This is a genomic window from Ancylobacter sp. (genome assembly GCF_965249975.1).
In the GTDB taxonomy this organism is placed as follows: domain Bacteria; phylum Pseudomonadota; class Alphaproteobacteria; order Rhizobiales; family Xanthobacteraceae; genus Ancylobacter.
On the sequence record NZ_CBDFNE010000004.1, the window covers coordinates 306,602 to 333,601 of the forward strand.

General features: G+C 68.7%; 25 protein-coding genes. 10 read left to right on the forward strand and 15 right to left on the reverse strand.

Annotation, left to right across the window (positions count from 1 at the left end):
- Positions 1-303: 303 nt before the first annotated feature.
- On the reverse strand, positions 304-480 hold the full coding sequence (locus tag ACP2AH_RS05950; RefSeq protein WP_425104965.1) for a YdcH family protein: 177 nt from the start codon (positions 478-480) through the stop codon (positions 304-306).
- A 208-nt stretch (positions 481-688) separates the two neighbouring features.
- Here ACP2AH_RS05950 and ACP2AH_RS05955 point away from each other — a divergent pair, with 208 nt between their 5' ends.
- Positions 689-895, forward strand: a complete 207-nt coding sequence (locus tag ACP2AH_RS05955; protein ID WP_244450605.1) for a YdcH family protein — start codon at positions 689-691, stop codon at positions 893-895.
- A gap of 71 nt (positions 896-966) precedes the next feature.
- On the opposite strand, the gene ACP2AH_RS05960 is transcribed toward ACP2AH_RS05955, so the two are convergent.
- Positions 967-1,452 carry a peroxiredoxin gene (locus ACP2AH_RS05960; protein ID WP_425104966.1) on the reverse strand — a complete coding sequence of 162 codons (486 nt, stop codon included), beginning with the start codon at positions 1,450-1,452 and terminating at the stop codon, positions 967-969.
- Between the two features lie 130 nt (positions 1,453-1,582).
- A complete protein-coding gene (locus tag ACP2AH_RS05965; RefSeq protein ID WP_425104967.1) occupies positions 1,583-2,419 on the reverse strand; it encodes a protein-disulfide reductase DsbD domain-containing protein in 837 nt (278 codons plus the stop codon).
- Between the two features lie 135 nt (positions 2,420-2,554).
- On the opposite strand from ACP2AH_RS05965, the gene ACP2AH_RS05970 reads away from it, so the two are divergent.
- Positions 2,555-3,181: a YqgE/AlgH family protein gene (locus ACP2AH_RS05970; protein ID WP_425104968.1), complete on the forward strand. Its 627-nt coding sequence runs from the start codon at positions 2,555-2,557 to the stop codon at positions 3,179-3,181.
- A gap of 46 nt (positions 3,182-3,227) precedes the next feature.
- Here ACP2AH_RS05970 and ACP2AH_RS05975 read toward each other — a convergent pair whose 3' ends face one another.
- From ACP2AH_RS05975 to ACP2AH_RS05985, 3 genes are all read right to left on the reverse strand, one after another.
- Positions 3,228-6,386: an EAL domain-containing protein gene (locus tag ACP2AH_RS05975; RefSeq protein WP_425104969.1), complete on the reverse strand. Its 3,159-nt coding sequence runs from the start codon at positions 6,384-6,386 to the stop codon at positions 3,228-3,230.
- A 171-nt stretch (positions 6,387-6,557) separates the two neighbouring features.
- Positions 6,558-7,619: a sel1 repeat family protein gene (locus ACP2AH_RS05980; RefSeq protein ID WP_425104970.1), complete on the reverse strand. Its 1,062-nt coding sequence runs from the start codon at positions 7,617-7,619 to the stop codon at positions 6,558-6,560.
- Positions 7,620-7,645: 26 nt separating this feature from the next.
- Positions 7,646-8,302 (reverse strand): thiamine phosphate synthase, encoded by a 657-nt coding sequence (locus tag ACP2AH_RS05985; RefSeq protein WP_425104971.1) that lies wholly within the window; start codon positions 8,300-8,302, stop codon positions 7,646-7,648.
- A gap of 292 nt (positions 8,303-8,594) precedes the next feature.
- Here ACP2AH_RS05985 and ACP2AH_RS05990 point away from each other — a divergent pair, with 292 nt between their 5' ends.
- Positions 8,595-11,117 carry a carbohydrate-binding family V/XII gene (locus tag ACP2AH_RS05990; protein ID WP_425104972.1) on the forward strand — a complete coding sequence of 841 codons (2,523 nt, stop codon included), beginning with the start codon at positions 8,595-8,597 and terminating at the stop codon, positions 11,115-11,117.
- Positions 11,118-11,281: 164 nt separating this feature from the next.
- On the opposite strand, the gene ACP2AH_RS05995 is transcribed toward ACP2AH_RS05990, so the two are convergent.
- From ACP2AH_RS05995 to tkt, 4 genes are all read right to left on the reverse strand, one after another.
- The gene (locus ACP2AH_RS05995; RefSeq protein WP_425104973.1) at positions 11,282-12,304 is read right to left on the reverse strand and encodes a class I fructose-bisphosphate aldolase; all 1,023 of its coding nucleotides are present in this window, start codon (positions 12,302-12,304) and stop codon (positions 11,282-11,284) included.
- 126 nt (positions 12,305-12,430) lie between these two features.
- Positions 12,431-13,630: a phosphoglycerate kinase gene (locus tag ACP2AH_RS06000; protein ID WP_425104974.1), complete on the reverse strand. Its 1,200-nt coding sequence runs from the start codon at positions 13,628-13,630 to the stop codon at positions 12,431-12,433.
- A 79-nt stretch (positions 13,631-13,709) separates the two neighbouring features.
- Positions 13,710-14,717 (reverse strand): type I glyceraldehyde-3-phosphate dehydrogenase, encoded by a 1,008-nt coding sequence (gene gap, locus ACP2AH_RS06005; protein ID WP_425104975.1) that lies wholly within the window; start codon positions 14,715-14,717, stop codon positions 13,710-13,712.
- 155 nt (positions 14,718-14,872) lie between these two features.
- On the reverse strand, positions 14,873-16,864 hold the full coding sequence (gene tkt / locus ACP2AH_RS06010; RefSeq protein WP_425104976.1) for a transketolase: 1,992 nt from the start codon (positions 16,862-16,864) through the stop codon (positions 14,873-14,875).
- A 399-nt stretch (positions 16,865-17,263) separates the two neighbouring features.
- Between tkt and ACP2AH_RS06015 the strand changes: the two genes are divergently transcribed.
- From ACP2AH_RS06015 to ACP2AH_RS06040, 6 genes are all read left to right on the forward strand, one after another.
- Positions 17,264-17,563 (forward strand): DUF4164 domain-containing protein, encoded by a 300-nt coding sequence (locus ACP2AH_RS06015; RefSeq protein ID WP_244450615.1) that lies wholly within the window; start codon positions 17,264-17,266, stop codon positions 17,561-17,563.
- A 10-nt stretch (positions 17,564-17,573) separates the two neighbouring features.
- Positions 17,574-17,957, forward strand: a complete 384-nt coding sequence (locus ACP2AH_RS06020) for a cell division protein ZapA (RefSeq protein WP_244450616.1) — start codon at positions 17,574-17,576, stop codon at positions 17,955-17,957.
- A 157-nt stretch (positions 17,958-18,114) separates the two neighbouring features.
- The gene (locus tag ACP2AH_RS06025; protein WP_425104977.1) at positions 18,115-18,903 is read left to right on the forward strand and encodes an inositol monophosphatase family protein; all 789 of its coding nucleotides are present in this window, start codon (positions 18,115-18,117) and stop codon (positions 18,901-18,903) included.
- A 139-nt stretch (positions 18,904-19,042) separates the two neighbouring features.
- Positions 19,043-20,110, forward strand: coding sequence for a flagellar motor protein MotA (locus ACP2AH_RS06030; RefSeq protein ID WP_425104978.1), 1,068 nt, complete (start codon positions 19,043-19,045; stop codon positions 20,108-20,110).
- Positions 20,110-21,144: a peptidoglycan -binding protein gene (locus ACP2AH_RS06035; protein ID WP_425104979.1), complete on the forward strand. Its 1,035-nt coding sequence runs from the start codon at positions 20,110-20,112 to the stop codon at positions 21,142-21,144. Before ACP2AH_RS06030 ends, ACP2AH_RS06035 begins: the two co-directional genes overlap by 1 nt.
- A gap of 10 nt (positions 21,145-21,154) precedes the next feature.
- On the forward strand, positions 21,155-21,634 hold the full coding sequence (locus ACP2AH_RS06040; protein WP_425104980.1) for a GNAT family N-acetyltransferase: 480 nt from the start codon (positions 21,155-21,157) through the stop codon (positions 21,632-21,634).
- A 33-nt stretch (positions 21,635-21,667) separates the two neighbouring features.
- Here ACP2AH_RS06040 and ACP2AH_RS06045 read toward each other — a convergent pair whose 3' ends face one another.
- From ACP2AH_RS06045 to ACP2AH_RS06055, 3 genes are all read right to left on the reverse strand, one after another.
- Positions 21,668-23,020, reverse strand: a complete 1,353-nt coding sequence (locus tag ACP2AH_RS06045; protein WP_425104981.1) for a PQQ-dependent sugar dehydrogenase — start codon at positions 23,018-23,020, stop codon at positions 21,668-21,670.
- Positions 23,017-23,466, reverse strand: a complete 450-nt coding sequence (locus ACP2AH_RS06050; protein ID WP_425104982.1) for a DUF2231 domain-containing protein — start codon at positions 23,464-23,466, stop codon at positions 23,017-23,019. Before ACP2AH_RS06050 ends, ACP2AH_RS06045 begins: the two co-directional genes overlap by 4 nt.
- 186 nt (positions 23,467-23,652) lie before the next feature.
- Positions 23,653-25,497, reverse strand: coding sequence for an ABC transporter transmembrane domain-containing protein (locus ACP2AH_RS06055; RefSeq protein WP_425104983.1), 1,845 nt, complete (start codon positions 25,495-25,497; stop codon positions 23,653-23,655).
- Positions 25,498-25,598: 101 nt separating this feature from the next.
- On the opposite strand from ACP2AH_RS06055, the gene rpmE reads away from it, so the two are divergent.
- Complete coding sequence (gene rpmE / locus ACP2AH_RS06060; RefSeq protein WP_244450624.1) at positions 25,599-25,823, forward strand: 50S ribosomal protein L31; 225 nt, start codon at positions 25,599-25,601, stop codon at positions 25,821-25,823.
- A 132-nt stretch (positions 25,824-25,955) separates the two neighbouring features.
- Here rpmE and ACP2AH_RS06065 read toward each other — a convergent pair whose 3' ends face one another.
- On the reverse strand, positions 25,956-26,528 hold the full coding sequence (locus ACP2AH_RS06065; RefSeq protein WP_425104984.1) for a DUF1465 family protein: 573 nt from the start codon (positions 26,526-26,528) through the stop codon (positions 25,956-25,958).
- Positions 26,529-26,792: 264 nt separating this feature from the next.
- The gene (locus ACP2AH_RS06070) at positions 26,793-26,999 is read right to left on the reverse strand and encodes a DUF1192 domain-containing protein (protein ID WP_425104985.1); all 207 of its coding nucleotides are present in this window, start codon (positions 26,997-26,999) and stop codon (positions 26,793-26,795) included.
- Between the last annotated feature and the right edge of the window lies 1 nt (position 27,000).

The window sequence follows — 27,000 nt, forward strand, 5'->3', positions numbered from 1 at the left end:
CTGCGAGATTTCGCCTTTCGCGCGCGTCTGGCAAGACGCTGAAATGCTTACGCCCTTCGTCGAGGGCATGACGCGCGTGTGCCCGCGCTGGTCGCGTCCGCGCGGGCACATAAGCAGTTCGCCGACGGTAAAGCCGGCGACCGCGTCGTCATGTCCATGAAAAGGCTGCGCCGGGACGACGCCCCGGCGCCGAGGCGACATGGCAGGCATGGACCGCAAATACAGCGAGCGCCGTTCTCAGACACGCGGCCTGGAACGGCGGTCGTCCGTGCTCTTTTGTGTCACGCGGGTGAGGTGAGGGCCTTAATGTACCGTCCCGCCCTTGCAGCGGGCGATTTCGTCCTTGAGGAAAAGTTTGCGCCGCTTGAGATCGGCGATGCGGGTAGCGTCGGTCGCGGGGCGGGTGATCTCTTCCCGCAATTGCTTTTCAAGTGCCTGATGGCGACGTTCCAACTCGGCAACATGCGACTGCATGGTCATGGACAGTATCTCCTGTCTTCCGATGCGAACGTCATCAGTCTGTCACGAGAGTGCGGGGCTGTCGACGAAAGGATGTGCTGCACCGCAGCGCGGTCGCTCACAGTGTCGGGAGCCCGGCGGTTGCGGCCGGCCGCAGGGGCGGCGATACTCGTGCCCGACCTCGGCCGTGCCGGGGATGAGTCGGGTTCGGGTCGGGCGTTTGACACAAATGACGGCGGAAGAGGAACGCGAGCTCCTGGCTGTTCTGGAGCGCTTGCGGCAGGAACACCGTGATCTGGATGTCGCGATCCAGGCGCTGCAGGACATGCCGGGCAGCGACCAGCTCCAGCTGGCGCGGTTCAAGAAGCGCAAGCTGCAGCTGCGCGACCGCATCGGCTATATCGAGGACCAGATCTGCCCCGACATCATCGCCTGACCGGCGGTGGTCTCACCCTCGCGGGAAATTCCGGCACGGGCGCGCCCGGCCGGAATCCCATGGTGCAGGTCTCAGAACTGGGTGAGCAGCACGTCGGCGTTGGTCTTGTCGGCCTTGCTCGGCACGTCCTCGACATTGAGGATCAGCACCTCGCCGTCATCGACCAGCATGGAATAGCGCTTGGAGCGCACGCCGAGGCCCGCCGCCGCCGCGTCGAAGTCGAGGCCGACCGCCTTGGCGAACTCGGCATTGCCATCCGACAGGAACACGATCTTGCCGCCGGCATTGGAGGCCTTCTCCCACGCCGCCATGACGAAGGGATCGTTCACCGCGGTGACGGCGATGGTGCTGACGCCCTTGGCGAGAATCTCTTCCGCGCGGGCGATGAAGCTCGGCAGGTGGTTCTTGTGGCAGGTGGGCGTGAAGGCGCCGGGAACGGCGAACAGCACGACCTTCTTGTTCTTGAAGATTTCATCGGTGCTCTTCGGCACCGGGCCGTCCTCGGTGGCCACCCGGAAGGTAACGCTGGGGAGCTGATCGCCAACCTTGATCGTCATGGAAACGTCCTTTCATAGGGCGGGAAGGGGTGGGAACGGACCCGCCGAAGCGCCGCGCCGAGCCGGCTGCCGCAGGGTCCGGCTCGGTCGGTCGGTAACATAGCGATTTCCCGCGAGGCGGGAAGCGGGTTCAGTGCGCGGAAAGCGGCGCGTCCACCTGGATCGCCCGGTCGCCATCAACAAGCGTGAAGCGAAGCTTGGCGGTGGCGACATCCGCGCCCTTGGGCACGCCATCGACCGGGAGCGTGAAGACGGTGCGCCCGTCCGGGCCGGTCTCGCGCACGGGCAGCGGCAGCGCCCAGTCCTCGTTCGGCCCTTCGACGAAGAGATCGGCGGTGGCGGCATTGCCGACATCGGCGACGATACGGATGGCGGGCGTCTCCGCCTGACGCTCAAGCTCAGCAGTGGCGATGCCGGGCTCGCCCTTTTCGCCGAGGGGAGCGGGGCGCGGCACGCGCGCGAGGGCTTGGGCCAGCGCGGCGGAAGGGGCGCCGCCGCCGGGCGGCAAGGCGAGATCGAGCGCGGCATTGGCCGGCTGGCAAATCTTGCCGCACACGGCGAAATCGAGATTGAGCTTCAGCTCGACCGGCTGAGCGCGGTCCTTCGGCGTGATCCGCAGCGGCAGCACCACGTCATGTTTGTAGCCGATGGAGTAGGAGCCGCCATCGTCGAACCGCGCCGGGGCTGGCCATAGCACCTCGACCGCCTCGACATTCTGCGAGCCGCTCCAGTCGAAATGCGGCGGCACGCCGCTATCGCCGGGATAGCGCCAATAGGTTTTGAGGCCGGGCGGTAGGCGGATTTCGACGCCGCCCAGCAGCGCATCGCCCTGCGTTCCGCCGGCGATGAGCCGCGCCGCCGTGCCCTCGGGCGCCGACCAGGAGGACATGTCGCCGGCACGCGCCGGCACCGCGACGGGCACGAGCGCGAGCGAGCACACAGCGAAGGAATACAGACGAGACAGCATGGTGTTGGCGATAGCCTCTCCGCTCCCCGTGGGGAAGTCGTGCGAGGCGCACTTTCGTGTGAGGCCGCGTTCGCCACCGCCAGGCAGTTAACGGGCGGGCTTGAAAATGCCCCGGCGGGGATTAGGCTTCCCTTCATGTGGATCGGACGCGAGCGCCCCCGGAAGCCAGACCCCCTTGATGGCGGGACCTTCCTCGACGGACAGATGCTGGTCGCCATGCCGGGCATGCGCGACGAGCGTTTCGCGCGGTCGGTGATCTATATGTGCGCCCATTCCCCGGAAGGCGCGATGGGCATCGTCGTCAACCAGCCGGCGGCCCATGTGAACTTCCCCGATCTGCTGGTGCAGCTCGATGTCATTCCGAAAGACGAGCGCATTCACCTGCCGCAGAGCGCCGGCGGGGTGAAGGTGCTGCGCGGCGGGCCGGTGGAAACCGGGCGCGGCTTCGTGCTGCACAGCGCCGATTTCTTCATTCAGGATTCCACCCTGCCGATTGACGATGGCTTCTGCCTGACGGCCACGCTCGACATCTTGCGGGCGATGGCGGCCGGCAGCGGGCCGGCCTTCGCCATGCTGGCGCTCGGCTATGCCGGATGGGCGCCGGGACAGCTGGAGAACGAGATCCAGCAGAATGGCTGGCTGCATTGCCCGGCCGATCCGGCGCTGGTGTTCGAGGCCGAGGCCGGCGCGAAATATGATCTCGCGCTGCGCAAGATCGGCATCGATCCCGGCATGCTGTCCGCTGAGGCCGGCCACGCCTGAGGCGGCGCGCCACTCGCCCCGCCACGCGTTTTCAGAAGGATCGGCGTCAGGAATTCGGCGTCTGTGTGGGCGCCGCAGCTGTCGTTGCGGCGGCGGGACGCGCGGCCACGGGCGCGGGGGCGGCACCCGCGGGCGCCGATGCGGGCGTCGCCTCCGGAGCGGTCGGCCGGGCGGCACGCTGCGCGGCTTCGGCAGCGCTGGCGGGGCGGGTGGCGGCCGAGGGAACCGGCGGCGGGGTGGCGGCCGCGCGCGCACCGCGGGAGAGCTGGCGGCCGCGCTCCAGCAGCGAGGTCGGGGGCTGTTCCGGCTGCAGGCGCTTGCGCGCCTCATCGGCGGTCATCGCCTCGCCGAAGAACCGGCCCTGGCCATAGCGGCAGCCCAGCTTGCCGAGCGCCGCGGCGACCTGTTCGGTTTCGACGCCCTGGGCGATGATGTCCATGCCGAGATCATGCGCCATGTTGACGATGGTGCGCAGGATGATGGGACGCTGCGCCTTGTTGCCGCTACGGCCCAGCGCCTTGGTGAAGGTGCGGTCGACCTTGATGCTGTCGAAGGGGAAACGCTGGAGATAGGCCAGCGCCGAATAGCCGGAGCCGAAATCCTCCAGCGTGAGGCCGGCGTCGAGGTCGCGCATCCGCGTGAGGATCTGCGAGGTGTATTCTGGGTTCTCCATCGCCAGCGATTCCGACAGCTCCAGCTTCAGCGTGCCGGGCGCGACGACATTGCGGGCAAGCACCGCCTTCAGATCCTGCAAGAGGTCGTGCCGCAGCATCTGCCGGGAGGAGATGTTCACGCAGATGAAGATGGGCTCACCGCGCAGCGTGCGCTGCCACACACCCAGCTGGCGGGCGGCGGTGTCGAGCACGAACAGGCCGAGATCGACGATCAGCCCCGAATCCTCGGCGAGGCCGAGGAAATCGTCGGGCGTCAGTGTGCCCAGCGTCGGGTGCTGCCAGCGCATCATCGATTCGAAGCCGGCGATACGCCGCGTCGTGAGATCGACGATGGGCTGGTAGAGCACGCTGATCTCGCCGCGCTGCAGGGCCTGGCGCAGGTCCTGCTCCATGGTCAGCCGGTCGAGCTTCTGCGTCCGCATATTCGGGCGGAACACCTCGATGCGGTCGCCGCCGACGCGCTTGGCGAAATACATCGCCAGTTCGGCGTCCTTGAGCGTCTCCACCGGGGTGCGCTTCTGGCCGTCGGCCAGCAACAGGCCGATGGAGGCGGTGATGAAGATTTCGCGGTCGCCGAAGGTGATGGGCGCGCGCAGCGTGCGGCGCAGCGTGTCGGCGAAGGCGGTAATGCGCTCGGGGTCGCGTTCGGATAGCAGGATGAGGGCGAAATGATCGCTGCCGAGGCGGGCCAGCGTGTCCTGCTGCTTGACGAGGCGCATCAGGCGGCGGGCGACGGTGAGCAGGATGGAATCGCCGGCCGGCATGCCGAGCGTGGCGTTCACCTGCTTGAAGCGGTCGAGGTCGATCAGCAGTACCGTCGGCCGGATCTGGTCGTCGCTGCGCGCGAGGCCGTTGGCGGCGGCGATGCGGTCGAGGAACAGCTCGCGATTGGGCAGGCCGGTCAGGTTGTCATGCACCGCATCATGCAGCATCCGCTCCTCGGCGGTGCGGCTGTCGGTGACATCGGAAAGCGTGCCGATGCAGCGCACCACCTCGCCATCCGTGCCGACCACCGGGCGGGCGCGCAGGTTGAACCAGAGATAGTGGCCGTCATGGGCGCGCAGGCGGAAATCCTGGTCGATGCGCCCGCGCCGCTGGTCGAGCAGCCCGTCCAGCGTGGCGCGGAAACGGTCGCGGTCGCCGGGATGGATGATGTCGAGCCAGCCGGCGGCCTCGGTTTCCAGCGTGCCCTGCTTGAGCCCCAGCATATGCTCGGCCTCCGGGCTGACATGGATGCGGTCGGTGTCGACATCCCAGTCCCAGACGATGTCGCCCGAGCCCGCCACGGCGAGCGCCCGACGCTCCAGCTCCTGCGCGCTGCCGGCCACGGAGCCGATGCCGGCAAAAGCGTGCTGCATCACGGTGAAGCCGATCAGCATCACGATCAGCACCAGACCGCCGAGCAGCGCCGGGGCGACGAGATCATTGCCGATGCGCCCGGACACCGCCATGCCGGCGGTGATCACCCACACGACGAGCAGCAGCAGGGTCGGGATGATGAGCACGGCGCGGTCGTAGCGGTGCAGCGCCAGCCACACCACCACACCGAATCCCATGAAGGAGACGACGAGCAGCGAGGGGCGGGCAATGCCCGCCGCGGCGGAGGGGTCGAGCAAGGCGAGGCCGACAATGGCGGCGAGGAACACCAGCCAGCCGGCGGTGACATGGGCGTAGCGCACATGCCAGCGATTGAGGTTGAGATAGGCGAACAGGAACACCACCAGCGTCGCGGCGAGGATCGCCTCGCCGGCCGCGCGCCAGAATTGCTGCGCCAGCGGCGAGATGCCGAACACTTTCGACCAGAAGCCGAAATCGAGGCCGATATAGCCCAGCACCGCCCAGGCCAGCGCCGCCGCCGCCGGGAACATGGCGCTGCCCTTCACCACGAACAGGATGGTGAGAAACAGGGCCAGCAGGCCGGCAATGCCGATGACGATGCCGTTATAGAGGGTGAAGCTGTTGACCTTGTCCTTGTAGGCCTCCGGCTCCCAGAGATAGAGCTGCGGCAGCCCGCCATCGCCGAGTTCGGCCACCAGCGTCACCGTGGTGCCGGGGTCGAGGGTGAGGAAGAACACGTCGGCGTCCGGCGCGTTTTGCAGTTCCGGCCGGAAGCCCTGGCTGGTGGTGACGTTGAGGATGCGGCGATTGCCGAGATCCGGCCACAGCACGCCCGAGCCGACCATGCGGTAATGCGGGGCGACGATCAGCCGGTCGACCTGCTCGTCGGTGTTGTTGGCGAGGGCGAAGACCGCCCATTTGCTGCCATGCGGCCCCGGCACCACCGAGCGGACCTCGATGCGGCGGACGATGCCATCGGCGCCGGGCACGGTGGAGACCTGCAGCCGGTCATTGTCGCTGGTGCGTCGCTCGATGGCGGGGGCGAGGTCGATCACCGGGGCATCGAGCCGGATCGCCACCGCCTCCAGCGCGCGGGCGGGCGCCGTGCCCAGCGTGAGTATCGCCACCAGCACTGCCGCCACCACCGCGAACGCCCGGACGAGATCCGGCCGGCGGGAATGAGCAAGCGGCATGGCCCGCGAGGGCACTGGACGAGCGATGAGCAAACGAAATCCCCAGAAGCTGTCTTCGACGCCGCGCCGCCGGCTCCCAACGGCGAAGCGTCCCGATGAGTAACGGTGCCCGGCGGCATGAGCAAGGCGGGAACGTGCCGCCGGGCTTTGCCGGTAGGGCGGGCACTTACGCTAATAGGCCGGCGGTGGCGTCCAAGGCTTGATCCGCGCCTGCGCCTGCGCGCGCTGCTCGGGCGTGAGGCTCGCCACCAGCTTGTCGAGCATGGGATCGTCAAGTTTCTGCGCCTTGGCGACGAGGTGCCAGCCGGCGGCGGCGATCACATCCTTGGGAACGCCGCGCCCGGCGGAGAGGATGCGCGCATAGCGGTTCTGGGCGATGGCGTTGCCCTGGAGCGCCGCCTTGCGGAACAGGGCGGCGGCGCGCTCCTCGTCCTTCGGCACCCCGACGCCGTTGAACACGGCGATGGCAAGCTCCGTGGTGGCGACATCATTGCCGATCTCGCTGGCGCGCTGCAGCAGGCGGGCGGATTCGATGGGGTCGCGCGGCACGCCATTGCCGTCGCGGTAAAGCGTCGCCAGTGCATAGAGCGCGTCCGGCTGGTCGCGCTCGGCACCGCGCTTGAACCATTCGGCGGCGATGGCCGGCTCCTTCGGCGCCACCTCGCCCTGGAGATAGACGAGCCCGAGATTATAGGCGGCGCGGGCGCTGCCATTCTCGGCGGCCTTGCGGAAGAACTCCACCGCCTGGTCCTTGGTGGTGACGGTGGGGGAGGCCATGAGCACGGCGCCGAGGGTGAAGAGGGCGTCGGCATTGCCCTTGGCGGCGGCGGCCTCATACCATTTGCGCGCGGCCGTGGGGTCCTGGCGCACGCCATAGCCCTGGGACAGCAATTCGCCGGCCAGCACCATCGCCGCCGCATCGCCCTGCGCATTGGCGCGGCTGACGGCGAAATCCAGCGCCGTGCGGTAGCGCCCGCGCTGATAGGCGGTAAAGGCGGGATCGCGGTCCGTGCCGAGCGGCGCCGCCGTGCTGGGGGTGCCGAGGGGCGCGCCAAGCGGGTTTGAGAGCGGCTTGGCGAGCGGGTTGGGCGCGCCGGGTTTCGGCGCTGTCGGCTGGGGCGCTGTCGGCAGGGGCGCTGTCGGATTGGGCGCCGCTGGCGATTGCGCCAATGCCGCGCCGGCGCCGCCCAGATGGACAAGCAGCAGGCCGGCCGTGACCGCTGCATGGCGCATCCCCGCGCTGCCGCGCGCCCTCCGCATCAGGACGCCTCTGCGGGGAGGATGAGGCGCGCCGCCAGCGCCCGGGCGCCCTCGACGGGCGCCTCGAAGAGCAGCGTGTCGACGGCGACGAAATCGGCTCCGGCGGCGACGAGTACCTCGACCTCTTCCAGCGTGCGCGCATAGGCGACGCAGGGCGGCTCGAACAGCTGCGCCCACCATTCGGTGCGCTCCAGCGTCGCCTCGAAGGGCGGGCGGCGGCCTTCCACGTCGGGCTCGCCGAACATCACATAATCCGCGCCACTCTCGGCCGCCGTCATGGCGTCGTGCTTGCTGCGCAGGCCGCCGGCACCGACGATGCCGTCGGGCCGAAGCGCGGCGACAGCGGCCTTCAGTGCGGGGACCGCGTCGACATGCGCGCCATCGGCCCCGAGCGTGGCGACGAGGGCGGCCGCGCCATCGACAAGGCCGGCGGCGCCGATAGCTTCGCAGGCCGCGAGCAGCGGCTTGAGCGCCGGCGCGGCCGCACCGGCAGCCGGGCGCAGCAGCACGGCGGCGATGTCGACCTCAGCGGCCGCCTGGCGCAGCGCGTCGGCCTGCGCGGCGATGCCGGCCGCGTCGGCGGCGGGGGCAAGCACATAGAGGCGTGGCGCCGGGCGCGGCGGTTCGGAGGCGGGGCGGGTGGAGGAGCGAGCCATTGAAACAGTCTTGTGACGAGCCATTGGGGGAAGCCATCGGCGAGGATGGCGGCGAAAGCACGGCACGCGGCGCTTTCTGTAGCGCGGCGGGCCCTTTGCGGTCCAGTGCGCCGCCCTGGTCGCGGCAAGGCGGTGCCTTCGCCTTAATGCGGTAACATTTTAACGGCGATCTCTTCGTCGTCGCTTTCGTGTTCGGGCGGCGTCTTATCGTTACGAATCAGCGGTGCTAATGCTCTACCGCAGCAAGCCGACCGGCCCGTCGCCGGATCGCCGCCGCCCGTTTGGGGGAAACATGCGCCTTCATTCCCAGTCTCTCGCCTTGATCGCCGCGGCGTTCGCGGCGAGCCTTTCGCCCGCCCTGGCGCAGCAGCCGGCGCCCCCGGCCGCCCAGGCCGGCACCGCCGCCGCGCCGGCGGCGCTCCCGGCCGCGCTGGCCTGGCCGCGCAGCTTCGACCTCGGCGACAAGCTGATGCAGGTCTACCAGCCGCTCATCGAGCAATGGAACGGCGACCAGATCTCCGGCCGCGCCGCCGTCGCCATCGGGCCGAAGCCCGACGCGAACGCCGCCAGCGCTGCGGGCTCGTCCACCACGCCCGCCGCCGGCCCGACCTATGGCCTCGCCCGCTTCACCGCGCGGGTGGCGATCGACAAGCCGTCCAAGCTCGCGCAGCTGAGCAATATCCGCATCACCTCGGTCGATGTGCCGACCGACGCCTCGCAGAACGCGGTGCTGCTGAACGCGCTGCAGTCGCGCATCTCGCCGCAGGGCCTGACCTTCGCCCTCGATCAGCTGATGACCAGCTATGCCGCGACCAAGCAGCTGGACAAGGAACTGACGCAGCCGGTGCAGAACACCCCGCCGCGCATCATCTTCGCCGACAAGCCGACCCTGCTCGTGCTCGTCGCGGGGCAGCCGGTGCCGCGGCCGGTCAACGGCGTGCCGGGCTTCCAGCGCATCGTCAACACCCAGCCGTTGATGCTGGTCGACAGCGCCGGTCTCTATCACCTGCAGGCCTCGGGCAACTGGTATCAGGCGCCGTCGGTCGAAGGCCCGTGGACGGTGACCGCGCAGCCCGACCCCGCGCTGGAGGCCGCCGGCAGCACCGCTACCTATGAGGAGCCGGCGCAGACCATGCTGCCGGCCAATGGCCAGAAGCCGGCGACCCCGCCCGCCATCATCGTTTCCACCACGCCCACCGAACTCGTCATCACCGCCGGCGCGCCGCAGATGACGCCGGTGGGTGGCACCTCGCTGCTGCGCGTGGGTAATGCCGACCACGCGATCATCCTCGATCCCGACAGCAACCAGTATTACGTGCTGATCTCCGGCCGCTGGTTCCGTGCCGCCGGCTTCAACGGGCCGTGGAGCTTCGTGCCCGGCCCCAGCCTGCCGGCCAGCTTCGCCAAGATTTCCACCACCGATCCGGCGGCGAATGCGCTGGTCTCGGTTCCCGGCACGCCGCAGGCCAAGGAAGCGGCCATCGCCGCCACCGTGCCGCAGACCGCCTCGATCAAGCGCGATACCCAGCTCACCGTCCAGTATGACGGCGGGCAGCCCAAGTTCCAGCCGATCAAGGGCACCATCCTTTCCTATGCCGAGAACACCCGCACGCCGGTGATCCAGCTTGATCCCGGCCGCTATTACGCGCTGTTCCAGGGCGCCTGGTTCGTCTCGGCGACGCCGAGCGGCCCCTGGGTGGTGGCGGATGTGGTGCCGGACGCGATCTACACCATTCCGGTGTCCTCGCCGCTGCACTACGTCACCTATGTCCGCGTCTACGCCTCCACCGCCGATGTGGTCACGGTGGGCTACACGCCCGGCTATATGGGCGTGGTGATCGAGCCCGGCGGCACGGTGGTCTATGGCACAGGCTATAACTGCGTCGGCTATATCGGCACCTACTGGTATGGCTGCCCGGCCACCTATGGCTATGACGCCGCCTTCGCCTGGACCACGGGCTTCGGCTTCGGCTACGACGCCGCCTTTGGCTGGGGCGCGATGTATCCCTGGTGGGGCCCCTATTGGCGGCCCGGCCCGTGGTACGGCCCCTGGGCCGGCGTCGACATCGCCCGCACCAACATCTATGGCGCGTGGGGCGGTGCGGCGACCTGGGACCATGCCTGGGGCGTCGGCCCCTATGGCACCGCCTGGGGCGCCAACGCCGTGCATGGCGTGACCGGCTGGGGCACCGAGTTCGCCGGCCGTTCTGCCGCTGCCTTCAACCCCTGGACCGGCAATTACGCCGCCGGGCGCTCGGCCGCCTTCTTCAACCCCTATACGGGCGCCCATGGCGAGGCGCGTGCCGGCGTGGCGGGCAACGCCTATACCGGCAATGCCGTCGCCGGGCGCGAATCGGCGGGTTACAACCCGACAACCGGCATCGGCCATGCCTCGGAGACCGGCGTGGTCGACAATAACGGCCATGTCAGCGTCGACAGCCGCGGCGTCGCCGGCAACGCCAAGACCGGCAATGCAGTGGCGTGGAACAATGGCAATGTCTACACCGACCATGACGGCTCGATTCACCAGTACGACTCAAATAATGGCTGGCAGCGACAGACCGGCAGCGGCTGGGCGAACGACACCGATGCTGCGCAGATGGACCGTCTGAACCAGCAGCGGCAGTACCAGTCCTATGGCGACCAGCGCGCCGACAGCTTCGCCCGCGCCGGCGGCTATGACGGTTTCGGCGGTGGCTATGGCGGAGGCGACCATTTCGGTGGCTATGGCGGCGGCTTCGGCGGCGGCTATGGTGGTGGATTCCATGGCGGCTTCGGCGGCGGGTTCGGTGGGGGCTTCGGCGGCCGCCGCTGAGCGCGGACCTCCCTCCGGCTTATGAAGGCGCCGCCCTATGGGGCGGCGTTTTCTTTTGCAGCCCCGCTTTCCGGCTGAGGAAGCGGCGCCGCAACCCATCCGCGGAAACAAAAACGCCGCCCCGAAGGGCGGCGTTTCACATTCAGGCCTGCAAGGAGAAGGGCTCAGGCCGCCTTCTTCTCTTCGCTTTCCGGCGTCCACTGGCCGAGAGCGGCGAGATAGTTCATCCGGGCGCGGTGAGTGAACGCGGCCTGGCCGGCGGCGACGTTCTCCGGCTTGCCGGACCACGCCTTCTGCGGCGCGGCCTGAAGAGCGCGGCCATAGGAGAAGGTGAGGTTCCACGGCAGCCCGCCCTGACGGATCATCGCGTCGAGATGGGCGGTGGCCTCCTCGTCGGACTGGCCGCCGGAGAGGAAGGCGACGCTCGGGATCGCCGAGGGCACGCAGTTCTTGAGGCAGCGGATGGTCTTTTCCGCCACTTCCTCGACCGAGGCCTGCTTGGGCGACTTCTTGCCGGCGATGACCATGTTCGGCTTGAGCACCGTGCCTTCCAGCTTCACGCGGCCATAGAAGAGCTGCTGGAACACTTCCTTCAGCACCCACTCGGTCACGTCGTAGCAGCGGTCGATGTCGTGGTCGCCGTCCATCAGCACTTCCGGCTCGACGATCGGGACGATGCCGGCGGCCTGGGCCAGCGCCGCATAGCGCGCCAGCGCCTGGGCATTGGCGAGGATCGAGGTGTAGCTCGGAATGTGCTGGCCGATATCGATCACCGCGCGCCATTTCGCGAAGCGGGCGCCGAGATCGTAATATTCCTTGAAGCGGCCGGCGAGGCCGTCAAGGCCCTCGGTGATGGTCTCGCCGGGGCAGCCCGGCTGCGGATGGGCGCCGAGATCGACCTTGATGCCGGGAATGGAGCCGGCGGCTTCGATGAGCGACACCAGCGGCGTGCCGTCCTTCGCCTTCTGGCGGATGGTCTCGTCGAACAGGATGACGCCCGAAATGTACTGGGTCATCGCCTCGGAGCGGAACAGCATCTCGCGGTAATCGCGCCGGTTCTCCTCCGTCGATTCCACGCCGATGGCGTCGAACCGCTTCTTGATGGTGCTGGCGCTTTCATCCGCCGCCAGCAGGCCCTTGCCGCCCGCTGCCAGCTTATACGCGACCTCTTCGAGGCTTGCAGTCATTGTCTCTCTCCCGCGCGAAACTGACCGGCCGGCACCGCCGCCGGAGCGAACGCGGGCCGGACCGGTCGGATATTAGCACCGGGCGGAACGATTCCGAATGACGGGACCGCGCCGCCCGGGCGTCCTTCAACGTCTCAGGGCTTCGACGCCCGGCAGGGGCTTGCCCTCAAGCCACTCCAGGAAGGCGCCGCCAGCCGTCGACACATAGGTGAAGCGGTCGGCCACCCCGGCATGGTTGAGGGCGGCCACCGTGTCGCCGCCGCCCGCCACCGACAGAAGTCCGCCAGCGTCCGTGAGTTCCGCCGCCGCGCGCGCCACCGCCACCGTCGCGGTGTCGAAGGGCGGCAGCTCGAAAGCGCCGAACGGGCCGTTCCAGACGATGGTCCTGGCGTCCTTCAGCCGGGCCACGACATTGGCGACCGAGGCCGGGCCGGCGTCGAGCATCATCTCATCCGCCCGAATGTCGTCGACCGAGGCGACGCGGTGCGGCGCATGCGCCTTGAACTCGGTGGCGGCGAGGGCGTCGACCGGCAGCACGATGTCGCAGCCGGCGGCCTTGGCCTTGTCGAGGATCTCCAGCGCCGTGCCGGCCAGCTCGTGCTCGCACAGCGACTTGCCGACATCCTTGCCCTGGGCGGCGAGGAAGGTATTGGCCATGCCGCCGCCGATCACCAGAATGTCCACCTTGGCGACGAGGTTGCCCAGCAGGTCGAGTTTCGACGAGACCTTGGCGCCGCCGACCACGGCGAGCACCGGGCGCTCGGGCTTTTCCAGCGCCTTGGCCAGCGCCTCGATCTCTTCCTGCATGCAGCGCCCGGCGAAGGCCGGCAGCTTGTGGGCGAGACCCTCGGTCGAGGCATGGGCGCGGTGGGCGGTGGCGAAGGCGTCGTTGACATAGACATCGCCGAGGCCGGCCAGCGCCGCCACGAAGTCGGGGTCGTTTTTTTCTTCCCGCTTGTCGAAGCGGGTGTTCTCCAGCAGCAGCACGTCACCGTTCTGCTGCTTGGCGACCGCTTCCTCCGCCACCGGGCCGATAGTGGCGGGGGCGAAGGCGACGGGCTTGCCGAGCCGGCTCGCCACTTCCGCGGCGATGGGGGCCAGCGACAGCGCCGAGTCTTCGCCCTTGGGGCGGCCGAAATGGGCGAGCAGGATGACCTTGCCGCCCTTGTCGGAGATTTCGCGAATGGTGGGCAGCACGGCCTGGATGCGGGTGTCGTCGGTCACCCGGCCATTGTCGACCGGCACGTTCAGATCGACGCGCACGAGAACGCGCTTACCGGCGACGTCGGCGTCGTCGAGGGTGCGAAAGGCGGAAGCCTCGCTCATGGTCTTCTCCCTGGGATTGTTGATCTTATCTGCGAAACGGCCGGACCTCCTTGGCGGGAGGCCCGGCCGGGCCGGCTGTTCAGATCAGCTTTCCGAGGGCGACCGCCGTGTCGGACATGCGGTTCGAGAAGCCCCATTCATTGTCGTACCAGGACAGAACCCGGACGAAATTGCCTTCCAGAACCTTGGTCTGGTCGAGATGGAAGATCGAGGAATGGGGGTCGTGGTTGAAGTCGGTGGAGACGTTCGGCTGGTCGGTGGTGCCGAGAATGCCCTTGAGCGGGCCGGCGGCGGCAGCCTTGATCGCCTCGTTGATCTCCTCCTTCGTCACCTTCTTCTTGGCGACGAACTTGAAGTCGACCACCGAGACGTTCGGGGTCGGGACGCGGATCGAGGTGCCGTCGAGGCGGCCGGCGAGTTCCGGCAGCACCAGGCCGACGGCCTTGGCGGCGCCGGTCGTGGTCGGGATCATCGACAGCGCCGCGGCGCGGGCGCGGTAGAGATCCTTGTGCATGGTGTCCAGCGTCGGCTGGTCGCCGGTGTAGGAGTGGATCGTCGTCATGAAGCCGTGGTCGATGCCGACGGCGTCGTTCAGCACCTTGGCCACCGGCGCGAGGCAGTTGGTGGTGCAGGAGGCGTTGGAGACGACCAGATGGTCCTTGGTCAGCTTGTCGTGGTTGACGCCGTACACGACCGTGAGGTCGGCGCCTTCCGCCGGGGCGGAGACCAGCACGCGCTTGGCGCCGGCCGCGAGATGGGCGGCGGCCTTGTCACGGGCGGTAAAGATGCCGGTGCATTCGAGCGCGATGTCCACGCCAAGCGCGGTGTGCGGCAGCTCGGCCGGGTTGCGGACGGCGGTCACCTTGATCGGGCCGCGACCGACATTGATCGTGTCGCCGTCGACCGTCACCGTGCCGTTGAAGCGGCCATGCACGCTGTCGAAGCGGAACAGATGCGCATTGGTCTCGACCGGGCCGAGATCATTGATGGCGACGACCTCGATATCGGTGCGGCCGGACTCGATGATGGCGCGCAACACGTTGCGGCCGATGCGTCCAAAGCCGTTGATGGCAACCTTGAGCGTCATGCGTTTAATCCCCAGGTAAGCTGTCTCATCACGATCCGCGCGTGGGCCTCATAGCGCGACGATGGCCACGACACCAGCCGGTCTTTTGACGCTGCCAGTGGGACGCAGGGCTGGCGCATTTACCATGCGCCAGCTGCATAGCTTGTCGGCCCGGCTCAGCGCTTGAGGCGGCTGAGGGCGGTCGCGACCACGGCTTCGACGGTGATGCCGAAATGGGCGAAGACCTGCGGGGCCGGGCCGGAGGCGCCGAAGCCGTGCATGCCGACAAAGGCCGCGTCGGAGCCGACGATCTCGTCCCAGCCCTGACGGATCAGGGCCTCGACGGCGATCTTCACCGGCGCCTTGCCCACCACCTGGCGGCGGCTTTCCTCGGGCTGGTTCAGGAACAGCTCGAAGCAGGGCACGGAAACGACGCGGGTCGGGATGCCCTGCGCTTCCAGCTGCTCGCGCGCCTTCATCACCAGCGACACTTCCGAACCGGAGGCGAACAGGGTGACCTCAGCCTCGTCGGAAGCGCTCGCCAGCTCATAGGCGCCGCGCGCGGTGAGGCAGCGCTCGGTGTCGTCGGTGCGCAGCAGCGGCAGGTTCTGGCGGGTGAGTGCCAGCACGCTCGGGCCGGTCTTGTGCTCCAGCGCCAGCTTCCAGGCTTCCGCGGTTTCGACCGTGTCGCAGGGGCGGAAGACGAGGAGGTTGGGAATGGCGCGCAGCGCGGCGATCTGCTCCACCGGCTGGTGGGTCGGGCCGTCCTCGCCCACGCCGATCGAATCATGCGTGAACACATAAACGACGCGCACGCCCATCAGCGCCGCGAGGCGGATGGAGGGACGGCAATAGTCGGAGAACACCAGGAACGTGCCGCCATAGGGGATGAAGCCGCCATGCAGGGCGATGCCGTTCATCGCCGCCGCCATGCCGTGCTCGCGGATGCCCCAGTTCACATAGCGGCCGTCATATTTCGGCGGCTCGACATAGACCGAGGTGGCCTTGGTCTTGGTGTTGTTGGAGTGGGTGAGGTCGGCCGAGCCGCCCACCATTTCCGGCAGCGCGACGGTGAGCGCTTCCAGCACGATCTCCGACGATTTGCGGGTAGCGACCGCGCCGCCATCGGCACGGGCCTTGGCGATCACGGCGGCAATGGTCTCGCCGAGCTTGGAGGGCAGGTCGCCGCGCACGCGGCGCTCGAACTCGCCGCGCAGTGCCGGGTCGGCGTCGTTGAAACGCTGGCTCCAGCTCTTGTGCGCCTGGCGCGAGCGAAGGCCGGCAAGGCGCCACGCATCGAGCACGTCGCTGGGGATGACGAAGGGCTCGTATTCCCAGTTCAGGAAGGCGCGGGCCGCCGCGATCTCGGCGGCGCCGAGCGGGGCGCCGTGCACGGCATTGGTGCCGCCCTTGCTGGGCGCGCCATAGCCGATGGTGGTGCGGCAGGCGATCAGGGTCGGCTTGTCGCTGGCCTTGGCGGCCTCCAGCGCCGCGAGGATCGCGTCAGGGTCATGGCCGTCGATGCGGGTGGTCGCCCAGCCCGAGGCGGCGAAGCGCTCCAACTGGTCGGTCGCCACCGACAGCGCGGTCGAGCCGTCGATGGTGATGTGGTTGTCGTCCCACAGCACGGTCAGCTTGTTCAGCTTCTGGCGGCCGGCGATCTCGATCGCCTCCTCCGAGATGCCTTCCATCAGGCAGCCATCGCCGGCGATGACATAGGTGTGGTGGTCGACGAGATCGCCGCCGAACTGTGCGGCCATCATGCGCTCGGCGAGCGCGAAGCCGACCGAATTGGCGAGGCCCTGGCCGAGCGGGCCGGTCGTGGTCTCGACGCCGACCGTGTGGCCATATTCCGGATGGCCGGGCGTGCGGGAGCCGAGCTGGCGGAAATTCTTGATGTCGTCGAGCGTCATGCCCTCATAGCCCGTGAGGTAGAGCAGGGCATAGAGCAGCATCGAGCCGTGGCCGGCGGAGAGGATGAAGCGGTCGCGGTCCGGCCAGCGCGGGTCGGTCGGATCGAATTTCAGCACCTTGCCGAACAGGACGGTGGCGACATCCGCCATCCCCATGGGCATGCCGGGATGGCCGGAATTGGCGGCTTCGACGGCATCCATGGCCAGGGCCCGAATGGCATTGGCCATGCGGTCGTGCTTCTCGCGGTTCGACATGAGGACGGATCTCTCCGAGGCAGATGGGTTGCTGTGTCAGGGCGCGACGTTTCGGTGCCGCAGGCCGGGCGGCGTGCTCCCGGGCGGGCCAGCTCAGCATGCGGGCGGGGCTGGCGAGTGATAGCACCACCGGGCGCGGTGTCAAAGACAGCGCTGTGACACCCTCTTGCGGCAACGTCATTCGCTGGCACCGCAAGGGGGCGGGGGCCGGCGGCCGCCTGTTGAAAGTGGTCGGTTGCGGGGCTTCCGGCGGCGAAGTTGACGCTGCCGCGCGCCGCAGGCTCAATATTGCCGGATTCGTTCCGCGATGAATGCGTTACGTACGGGTGGAACGAAGCGGCGCCATGGGCCGTTTCGCCCGCGCTTCCCGCCCGTGACGGGCGAAACAAGGGAGAGGTCATGAACGCGCCTGAGGCGGGCGAGACGACGGGCGTCGTGGATGCCGCCCTGCGGCGCTTCGACAGCGCGGTCGAGGCCCTCGAGAGCGCCATCGAGCGCCGGCTGGAGGTGGAGCGGCAGGAGGCCGCGCTCGCCCAGCAGCTGCATGTGCTTGGCGCCGACCGTTCCCGCCTGGCCGATGCGCTCGACGGGGCGCAGGCGCGTGCCGAACGGCTCGACAGCGCCAATGAAGAGGTCGCGCGCCGGCTGGGCAGCGCGATGGAAACCATTCGCGCGGTGCTCGCCGCGCAGGAGCGCTGAGGGAACGGCAATGGCCTATGTGACCATCAGCATTGGCGGGCGCGCCTACCGCATGGCCTGCGACGACGGCCAGGAGGATCATCTCAGCGGCCTTGGCGAGGAAGTGGACGCCCGCATCGAGCAGCTGCGCGTCGCCTTTGGCGAGATCGGCGACCAGCGCCTCAGCATCATGGCCGCCATCACCCTCGCCGACGAGTTGAGCGAGGCGCGCCGGCGCATCCAGGCACTGGAGAAGGAGGCGAGCGCCGAGCGCGCCGCCCGCAGCGCCGCGACGCGGCGCCTCGACGAGACGGAGGCCCGTGTGGCGCGCGGTATCACCGGCGCCGCCGAGCGGCTGGAGCGGCTGACCCGCGAACTCGGCACCAGTCCCTCCGGCGGCGTCGGCATGGGCTGACCGCGCGGCGAAAACCCCGGCACCCCGGGGCCGCTCCGGCCGTCCCCGCCCATTAGCCGGCCCGGCGACGGTCCGTGCGCACTTGACGCGCTCCGCCGCGCGGCGCACAGGAGCACACGTTCTGCGGCGGCTGATCGCGCTTTATCTGGAATTTGACATGATCCGTACTCCCCTGATGACCGTCATGGTCCAGGCCGTCCGTAAGGCCGGCCGCTCCCTGATCCGCGATTTCGGGGAGGTGGAAAACCTGCAGGTGTCGCTCAAGGGGCCGGCGAATTTCGTCTCCAACGCCGACCGCAAGGCCGAACGTATCCTGCACGACGAGCTCTCCAAGGCGCGGCCGAATTTCGGCTTCATCATGGAGGAAAGCGGCGAGATCGACGGGGCCGACGAGAGCCACCGCTGGATCATCGACCCGCTCGACGGCACCACCAACTTCCTGCACGGCATTCCGCTGTTCTGCGTTTCGTTGGGGCTGGCGCGCGACGGCGTGCCGGTGGCGGGCGTGATCTACAACCCTGTCACGGACGAGCTTTTCGTCGCCGAGAAGGGCGCCGGCGCGTTCATGAACGACCGCCGCATCCGCGTCGCCGCCCGGCGCAGCCTCGCCGATGCCGTGGTCTGTTGCGGCCTGCCGCATATGGGCCGGGGCGACTTCGCCCAGTTCGGGCGCGAATACGGCGCCATCGCCCCCAAGGTTGCCGGCCTGCGCCGCACCGGCTCGGCGGCGCTCGACCTCGCCTGGGTTGCCGCCGGACGCTTCGACGCGTTCTGGGAGCGTGGGCTCAGCCCGTGGGACATGGCGGCCGGCATCGTGCTGGTGCGCGAGGCGGGCGGCTATGTCTCCGACCTCGACGGCGGCGACAAGATGCTGGCCAAGGGCGACATCATCGTGGGCAATGACACGGTGCGGCGCGACCTTCTGGCGCTCGTCAACAAGGCGTAGAGAAAGCCGTAACGGTAGAGAGATAAGGGCTTTTCCAAAGGTCTCTGCCGCGTTCCTTTTCCCTGCGTCTGTGGCATAGTCCGGCGCGAGGGGCGGTCTTTTCGGGCCATCGCCGTCCTTCACAGGGACGGCCGACGGCATGAGCGCTACCGATTCATTTCATAAATTGTCATCGCCCCGCATCTTTCTGGTGCGGATGTTCGTGTTCATCCTGCTGTGCGTGGCGCTGGCCTCCATTCTGCACGAGCCGATCTGGCGCGCCTTCCTCAACAATCCCGGCCTGAACGGCGTCATCTTCGGTGTTCTGTTCATCGGCATCATCTTCGCCTTTCGCCAGGTGCTTCGCCTGCTGCCGGAAGTCGAATGGGTGAACAGCTTCCGCATCGCCGATCCCGGCCTCGAAGTGCGGCAGGCGCCGGTGCTGCTGGCGCCGATGGCGGCGCTGCTCGGCGATCGCGTCGGGCGCATGTCGATCTCGCAAGCGACGATGCGCGGCATTCTCGAATCCATCGGCACCCGCCTCGACGAGGCGCGCGACCTGCTGCGCTATCTCACGGGCCTGCTGGTCTTTCTCGGCCTGCTCGGCACCTTCTGGGGCCTCTTGGAAACGGTGAGCTCGATCGCCCGGGTGATCGGCGCGCTGGATGTGGGGCCGGAATCCGGTTCCGTGCTCGACACGCTGAAGACCGGCCTTGCCGCGCCGCTCGGCGGCATGGGCATCGCCTTCTCCTCCTCGCTGTTCGGCCTTGCCGGTTCGCTGGTGCTCGGCTTCCTCGACCTGCAGGCCGGGCAGGCGCAGAACCGTTTCTACATCGACCTCGAAGACTGGCTGTCCACCACGGTGGAGGATCTCGGCACCGAGGCGGCGCGCGCCCGTGGCCCGGTGCCCGCGCCGATCTCCGCCACGCCGATCGGTCCGCTGCCGCTGCCGCCCCCGCCTGCGCCCACCTTCGCCCAGGCGCCGGATTTCAGCGACCTCGCCGCCGCCATCGCCCGGCTTGAGCGCACCATGACCGAGGCCGGCTCGCAGCGCGTTACCTCCGCGATGGCGCATCTCGCCGAGAGCCTGCAGGGCCTTGTGCAGCACATGCGCAGCGAGCAGCAGATGGTGCGCGACTGGGTGGAGGCGCAGGCCGAGCAGCAGCGCGACATCAAGCGCCTGCTGGAGCGGATCGCCGAGTCCAAGTCGGACCGCGAGAGCGTCTGATGGCCCTCGGTCGTTCCCGCCGTGGCGAGCGCCACATCGATTACTGGCCCGGCTTCGTCGACGCGCTGTCGACGCTGCTGCTGGTCTTCGTGTTCCTGCTCTCCGTTTTCGTTCTCGCGCAATTTGTGCTCACCCAGGAGATCGGCTCCAAGGACGACGCGATGGCACGGCTGCAGGCGCAGATCCGCGAACTGACGGAATTGCTGGCGCTTGAGCGGGCGAATGACGCTGAGGCCGAGAGTCAGGTGGGCGCGCTTCGCGCCAGCCTGCTGCGGCTGGAACAGGAACGCGACGTGCTGCGCGACGCCGCTGCGGCGGTCGCCAGCCCGGAGGAGGTCGCCTCCGCCCAGAGCCGCAGCGCCGAACTCGCCCGCCAGCTTGGCGAGGAAAAGGATGCGGCCGCTTCCGCTGCGGCGCAGATCGCCATTCTCAACCAGCAGATCGCCGCGCTGCGTCGGCAGATTGCGGCGCTGGAAGAGGCGTTGAACATTTCCGACCAGAAGGACAAGGAAAGCCAGTCGCGCCTTGCCGATCTCGGCCGGCGGCTGAATGTCGCGCTGGCGCAGCGGGTGCAGGAACTGACCCGCTACCGCTCCGAGTTCTTTGGCCGGCTGCGCGCCATTCTCGGCGACCGGCCGGATGTGCGCGTGGTGGGCGACCGTTTCGTCTTCCAGTCGGAAATCTTCTTCGACCCCGCCGCCGCGCAGCTGCGCCCGGACGCCATGCCGGCGCTGGACAAGCTGGCGAGCGCGTTGATCGAGCTGGAAAAGCAGATACCGGACGATCTTCCCTGGGTGCTGCGTGTCGACGGGCATACCGACAATCGCCCCATCGCGACGCCGCTCTACCCGTCCAACTGGGAGCTTTCGGCCGCGCGCGCCATCGCGGTGGTGCAGTATCTCGCGCAGAAGGGCGTCTCGCCCCAGCATCTCGTCGCCGCCGGCTTCGGCGAGTATCAGCCGCTCGATGCCGGCAGTGATGACGAGGCGCGCGCGCGCAACCGCCGTATCGAACTCAAGCTCACCGAGCGATGAGTCCTTTGCGATGAGCGAGTCCCCCGCGCCCCTGCTGATCGGCTTCGACTGGAGCCATATGCCCGAGATGACGCATCTGTGGGTCGAGGCGTGGCAGGAGGCGCTTCCGGAGATCGACTTCGAGGCCCGGCGCGGCTGGCTCTGCCACCGCATCGGCACGCTGATCGAGGAGGGGGCGGAAATCGACCTCGCCCAAGCGGAAGGGCAGGGCGGCACGCCGGGGGCGCTGCTTGGCTTCGTGTCCGTCAATCCCCGCACGGGCTATGTCGACCAGCTGGTGGTGCATCCCAACCATTGGGGAACGGGGGTGGCGAGCCGGCTGATCGCTGCCGCCGCCGCCCGTTCGCCCCGCCATCTCGCGCTCGACGTGAACGAGCAGAACGAGCGGGCGGTGCGGTTCTATGAGAAGGCGGGGTTCACCGTCACGGGTCACGGGGTCAACCCTACCTCCGGCCGCCCGACGCTGCGCATGGAGCGCAAGGGCGGCTGACAGCCGGAGCGACGCCCCGGAGGTGCGCCGGCATCAGCGCGCCGCGTTCACAGGTGCCGTGGCGGTGACGCGCCAGACAGTATTTCCAGCGTCGTCGGCGATCAGCAAAGCGCCGGTCGAATCCACGGCGACGCCGACCGGCCGGCCGCGGGCCTGGCCTTGCTCATTGAGGAAGCCGGTGACGAAATCCTCCGCCGGCCCGCTCGGACGGCCCCCGGCGAAGGGAACGAAGATCACCTTGTAGCCGCTGAACTCATCCCGGTTCCAGCTGCCGTGCAGGCCGATGAAGGCGCCGCCCTGGTAGCGCGGGGCGAAAGCGGTGGCGGTGTAGAAATCGAGCCCCAGTGCCGCGACATGGGAGCCGAGCGCATAATCGGGCACGATGGCGCGCTCGACCAAATCCGGCCGTTCCGGCTTCACCCGCGGATCGACATGCGTGCCGTAATAGCTGTAGGGCCAGCCATAGAAGCCGCCCTCCTGCACCGAGGTGAGGTAATCCGGAACGAGATTGGGGCCGAGTTCGTCGCGCTCATTGACCACGGTCCAGAGCGCCCCCGTCGTCGGGTTGAAGGTCAGGCCGTTGGGATTGCGCAGGCCGCTGGCATAGAGGCGCTGGCGGCCGGTGGCGCGATCCACTTCATGAATGGCGGCGCGGTTCTTCTCCGCCTCCATGCCGCGTTCGCTGGCATTGCTGTTCGAGCCAACGCCGACATAGAGCAGGCTCCCATCCGGGCTGGCGACCAGGCTTTTCGTCCAGTGGTGGTTGATCGGGCCGCCGGGCAGGGGCGCCAGCAACTCGCCCGGCGCGGTGATCTGCGTGTCGCCCTCATTATAGGGGTAGCGCATGATGGCATCGGCATGGGCGACATAGAGATCGCTGCCGACGAGGGCGACGCCGAAGGGGGAGTGCAGCTTGTCGAGAAACACGGTGCGCTGCTCGGGCGTGCCGTCGCCATTGCTGTCGCGCAGCAGGGTGATGCGGTTGCTGGCTTCGCTGCCGCCACCGCCGCCGACCATTTTCTCCACGACGCCGCGCACCAGGTCCTTGGGGTGACGGATCGGCTTGCCGGACGGAGCTTGGGCTTCGACGACGAGAATGTCGCCATTGGGCAGGACATAGAGTTCGCGCGGATGGGCGAGGCCGGTGGCAAGTGCCTTGATCTCGTAGCCCTGCGGCACGGTCGGCGTCTCGCCGTCCTTCCAGCCGACGATCTCGGAAATCTTCATGGTCGGGAAGAGCCCGAGCTGCGGTTCGGGCAGCACCGGATTGGGCCCTGTCTGCTGCTCGACAGTGATGCGGTCCTGCGCCGTCGCCGGCAGGCTGAGCGTGAGCAGGCCGACGGCGGCGGCGAGGCAGGGAGCGAGCGGGGTTGTCCAGCGGGTCATCGGGCGGGACCTCCGGTGCGGGGACGGGCGACAAGGCCATAGGCCGCGGCAGCGGCGGCGAGGAAGGCGAGCACGGTCAGCGCCGAGAGGGTGAGCCCCCAGGGCACCACGGAGGACCAGGCGTCGCGCGTGTGTACCAGCATGTTGAAGGTCGCCAGCACCATGGCGGCGAGATAGGCGAGCACATAGAGCGCCATGCCCGCCCGCTGGCGCAGCAGAGGCCGCATCAGCAGTTCGATGAGGCCGGCTATGGCCACCAGCCACGCCAGGATCGCCCCGGCGCTGACCAACCAGGCGGAGAAATCGGCCCACATGGTGTTGACCGTCGCCCAATAGGCCAGATCGGTCAGCAACCCCGTGGTGAGGCAGGTTGCTGGAATGAGCATGAGGAAGGGGTGGAGCGGCGGCGCGACGATGCGCGTCGCCGGCGCCTCTGTAATGGCCATGTGCGGTCTCCCGTGCCGAGGACGGTGCGCCGTGGCGTTGGGCCGGTGCCAATGCGGCACGCCTGATGCCGCCGTGCCACGGGCTGCGTGTCCGACGTCAATGCGGGAGCCGCGCGATGGTTCAGGCCGGCAACGGGAAACCCGGCGGACACGGGCCGAGGTGGCAGCGACGCGGACGCCGCGGCTTCAGCCGCCGGCCATCGCCTCGCCGAATTGCAGCGCCGCCAGCCGTGCATAGAGCCCGCCGCGCCCGACGAGGCTGGCATGGGTGCCCTCCTCGACGATGCGACCTCCTTCCATGACGAGGATGCGGTCGGCGGAGAGCACGGTCGCCAGCCGGTGGGCGATGACGAGGGTGGTGCGACCCTGCATCGAAAGGTCCAGCGCCTGCTGCACCAGCGTCTCGCTTTCGGCGTCCAGCGCCGAGGTGGCCTCGTCCAGCAGCAGGATCGGCGCCTGCCGCAATATGGCGCGGGCGATGGCGAGGCGCTGGCGCTGGCCGCCGGAGAGCGTGACGCCGCGCTCGCCCACTGGGGTCTCCCAGCCCTCGGGCAGGCGGGCGACGAATTCGTCGGCACGGGCCAGCCGGCCGGCTTCCTCCACTTCCCCATCGGTGGCATCGGGCCGCCCGAGGCGGATGTTCTCGCGGATCGAGGTGGCGAAGATGGCGACATCCTGCGGCACCAGTGCGATGCGCGCGCGCACCGCTTCCGGGTCGGCCTCGGCGATGTCGACGCCGTCGACCAGCACCCGCCCGGCGACGGGATCGTAGAAGCGCAGCAGAAGCTGGAACAGCGTGCTCTTGCCCGCCCCGGAGGGGCCGACCACCGCCACCCGCTCGCCGGGCTTCACCGCGAAGCTCACGCCCGAGAGCGCCGGCAGGTCCGGCCGCGCGGGGTAGGCGAAGGCGACATTCTCGAAGGCGACGGCGCCGCGCGCCGGCTGAGGCAGGCCAATGGGCGCGGCGGGGGGCGCCACTTTCGGCTTTTCCGCCAGCAATTCGGCGATGCGCTCGGTGGCGCCGGCGGCCTGCGAAATCTCGCCCCACACCTCGCCGAGCTGGCCGAGACCGCTCGCCGCCAGCACGGCGTAGAGCACGAACTGGCCAAGCGTGCCGGCGCTCATTTGGCCGGCGAGGACGGCATTGGCACCGGCCCACAAGATGCCGACCACGCTGGCGAAGACGAGGAAGATGCCGACGCCGGTGAGAAAGGCGCGCGCCCGCACGGCGTTGCGGGCGGCGTCGAAGGCGTGCTCGACCTCGCCGCTGAACAGGCGCGCGGCGGCGCCCTCGGCGGTGTTTGCCTGAAGGCTGCGCACCGAGCCGATGGCTTCGGCGGCATAGGCGGAGGCTTCCGCCAGCGTGTCCTGCGCCCCGCGCGAGCGCTTGCGCACGCCGCGCCCGGCGCCGATCAGCAGCGCGACGATGACCGGAATCGCCACCAGCAGCGTCGCCGCCAGCCAGGGGCTGGTGATGACCATCATGATGGTGGCGCCGATGAACAGCAGGATGTTGCGCAGCGCGATGGAGGCCGAGGCGCCGACGGTCGACTTGATCTGCGTGGTGTCGGCGGTGAGTCGCGAAATCAATTCGCCCGACTTGGCGCTGTCATAGAACGCGCCGTCGAGGGTGAGGAGATGGGCAAAGACCTGTGAGCGCAGGTCCGCGACGATCCGCTCGCCAAGCGTCATGACGAGATAATAGCGTGCCGCCGAGGCCAGCGAGAGCACCGCCACCACGCCGATCATGACCGCGAAATAGCGGTCGATGAAGCCGGCATGGCTTTCGTCGAAGCCGAAATCGATCATCCGCCGCACCGCGATCGGCACCACCAGAGTCGCGACGGCGGCGACCAGCAGGGCGGTGAGCGCCGCCACAGCCCGGCCGCGATAGCGCATGAGATGCGGCCACAGCGCCATCAGCGGCTTCAGGCGCGGGCGGCGCGTGGCTGGCTTTTCCGGCAGGGCCGGCGCGGAGGCTTCGGTGGACGCGGCATTTGAAGGCTTGGAGGCGGCTTGTGTCACAGGCATGTCTCGGTTATAGAGCCGCTCGGATTTCCGGCAGGATCGTTTTGTAGATCGCCGCATGGCTCCCGTGAGGGGCCGGCCTGCGGCGGCTGAGGATGCTACCCATGAAGAGCGACATCCATCCCGACTACCACTTCGTCAAGGTGGTGATGACGGACGGCACCGAGTACACGACCCGGACGACTTGGGGCAAGGAGGGCGATGTCCTCCAGCTCGATATCGACCCGACCTCGCACCCGGCCTGGACCGGCGGCTCCGGCCAGCTGCTCGACCGCGCCGGCCGCGTGTCCAAGTTCCAGAAGAAGTTCGCGGGCTTCCTCAAGGCCTGATCGGCCGGGGATTGGCGTCCTCGCCGACGCCGCGCGACGCAACGACATCAACCCTCGCGCCGGGTTCGGCCTGGCGCGAGGGTTTTCGTTTGCCCTGGTTTTGACGGAGGCGTCCGCGCGTCGCACGCGATGTCAGCGGCGCTCAAAGGCGCGACGCAGCCGGCCGATCTGCCCGGCGACGACATTCGGTCGCAGGGCGGCCATATCCGCCGCCGATGGCGCGGCGAGGGCGGCGTCGAGCTGCGCGATCCGCCGCTGAAGCTCGAAGCTGCGGGCGATGAGATCGGTCAGCGGCTCGGGCAGCAGCGCTTCCGCGTCGATGTCCCGCAGCGGACCCGTTATGTCGATCTTGGCGGCTTCGCGGCGGGCGGTCGCCTCCGCCATCTCGCCTTCCGCCACGGCGCGTCGCAGCAGCAGCCAGGAGGCGAGCTGCATCAGCCGCGTGGACAGCCGCATGCTCTGCTGCACATAGGCGGCAAGGCGACCGCGCGAGAGCGCGGCGCTGGCCGTGCGGCCCTCTCCATCGAGATAGGCGGCGGTTTCCTCGACCAGCGCCATGCCTTCCTGAAACAGGCTGAAGAAGGCGGGGGAGGCGAGGCGCCGCTCGGCAAAACGGATCATCTCCGCCGACGCCAGCGTGCCCGGCGCGGCGCGGTCCGCCTCCGGGGTGCTGTCCTTGTCCGAATCTTCGCGGAAGCTGCCCATCGCGGCGAAACCCTCAACGACGCCCGGCGGCGCCTGACACCGCTGTCTGTCGCGCAGCCGTGCCGCGCTGTCCAGCCGGCCTGTGTGGAATCGCGTTCGGTCTGATACCGGCGTGGGATAGCGGGGATGAAAAAAGAGCCGCCCAGGGGGCGGCTCGTAAAGTGGTAGACAGGGATGCGTCAAACAGAGTGGACAGAGGCCACTCGCGGTCAAAAAGGACCGGCGCCAGTAATAGGTCGGAAACCTTAATCGGGGGTTAAGGCCTCAGCGCTTGAACACGTTCTCGGCGGCGAGGCGGGAGGCGCGCTTGGCCTCCAGCGCCCGTTTCAGCCGCTCGATCTCGCCGGCGAGCTGAACGATGCGCTCCTCGATCTCGGTCTCCGAGAGGACGGAAATATCGGTGCCCACCATGTGGGTCGCGGGCTTCGCTGCCAGTGCTGCCGGGGGGAAAAGGTCATCGTCGATCGCCATC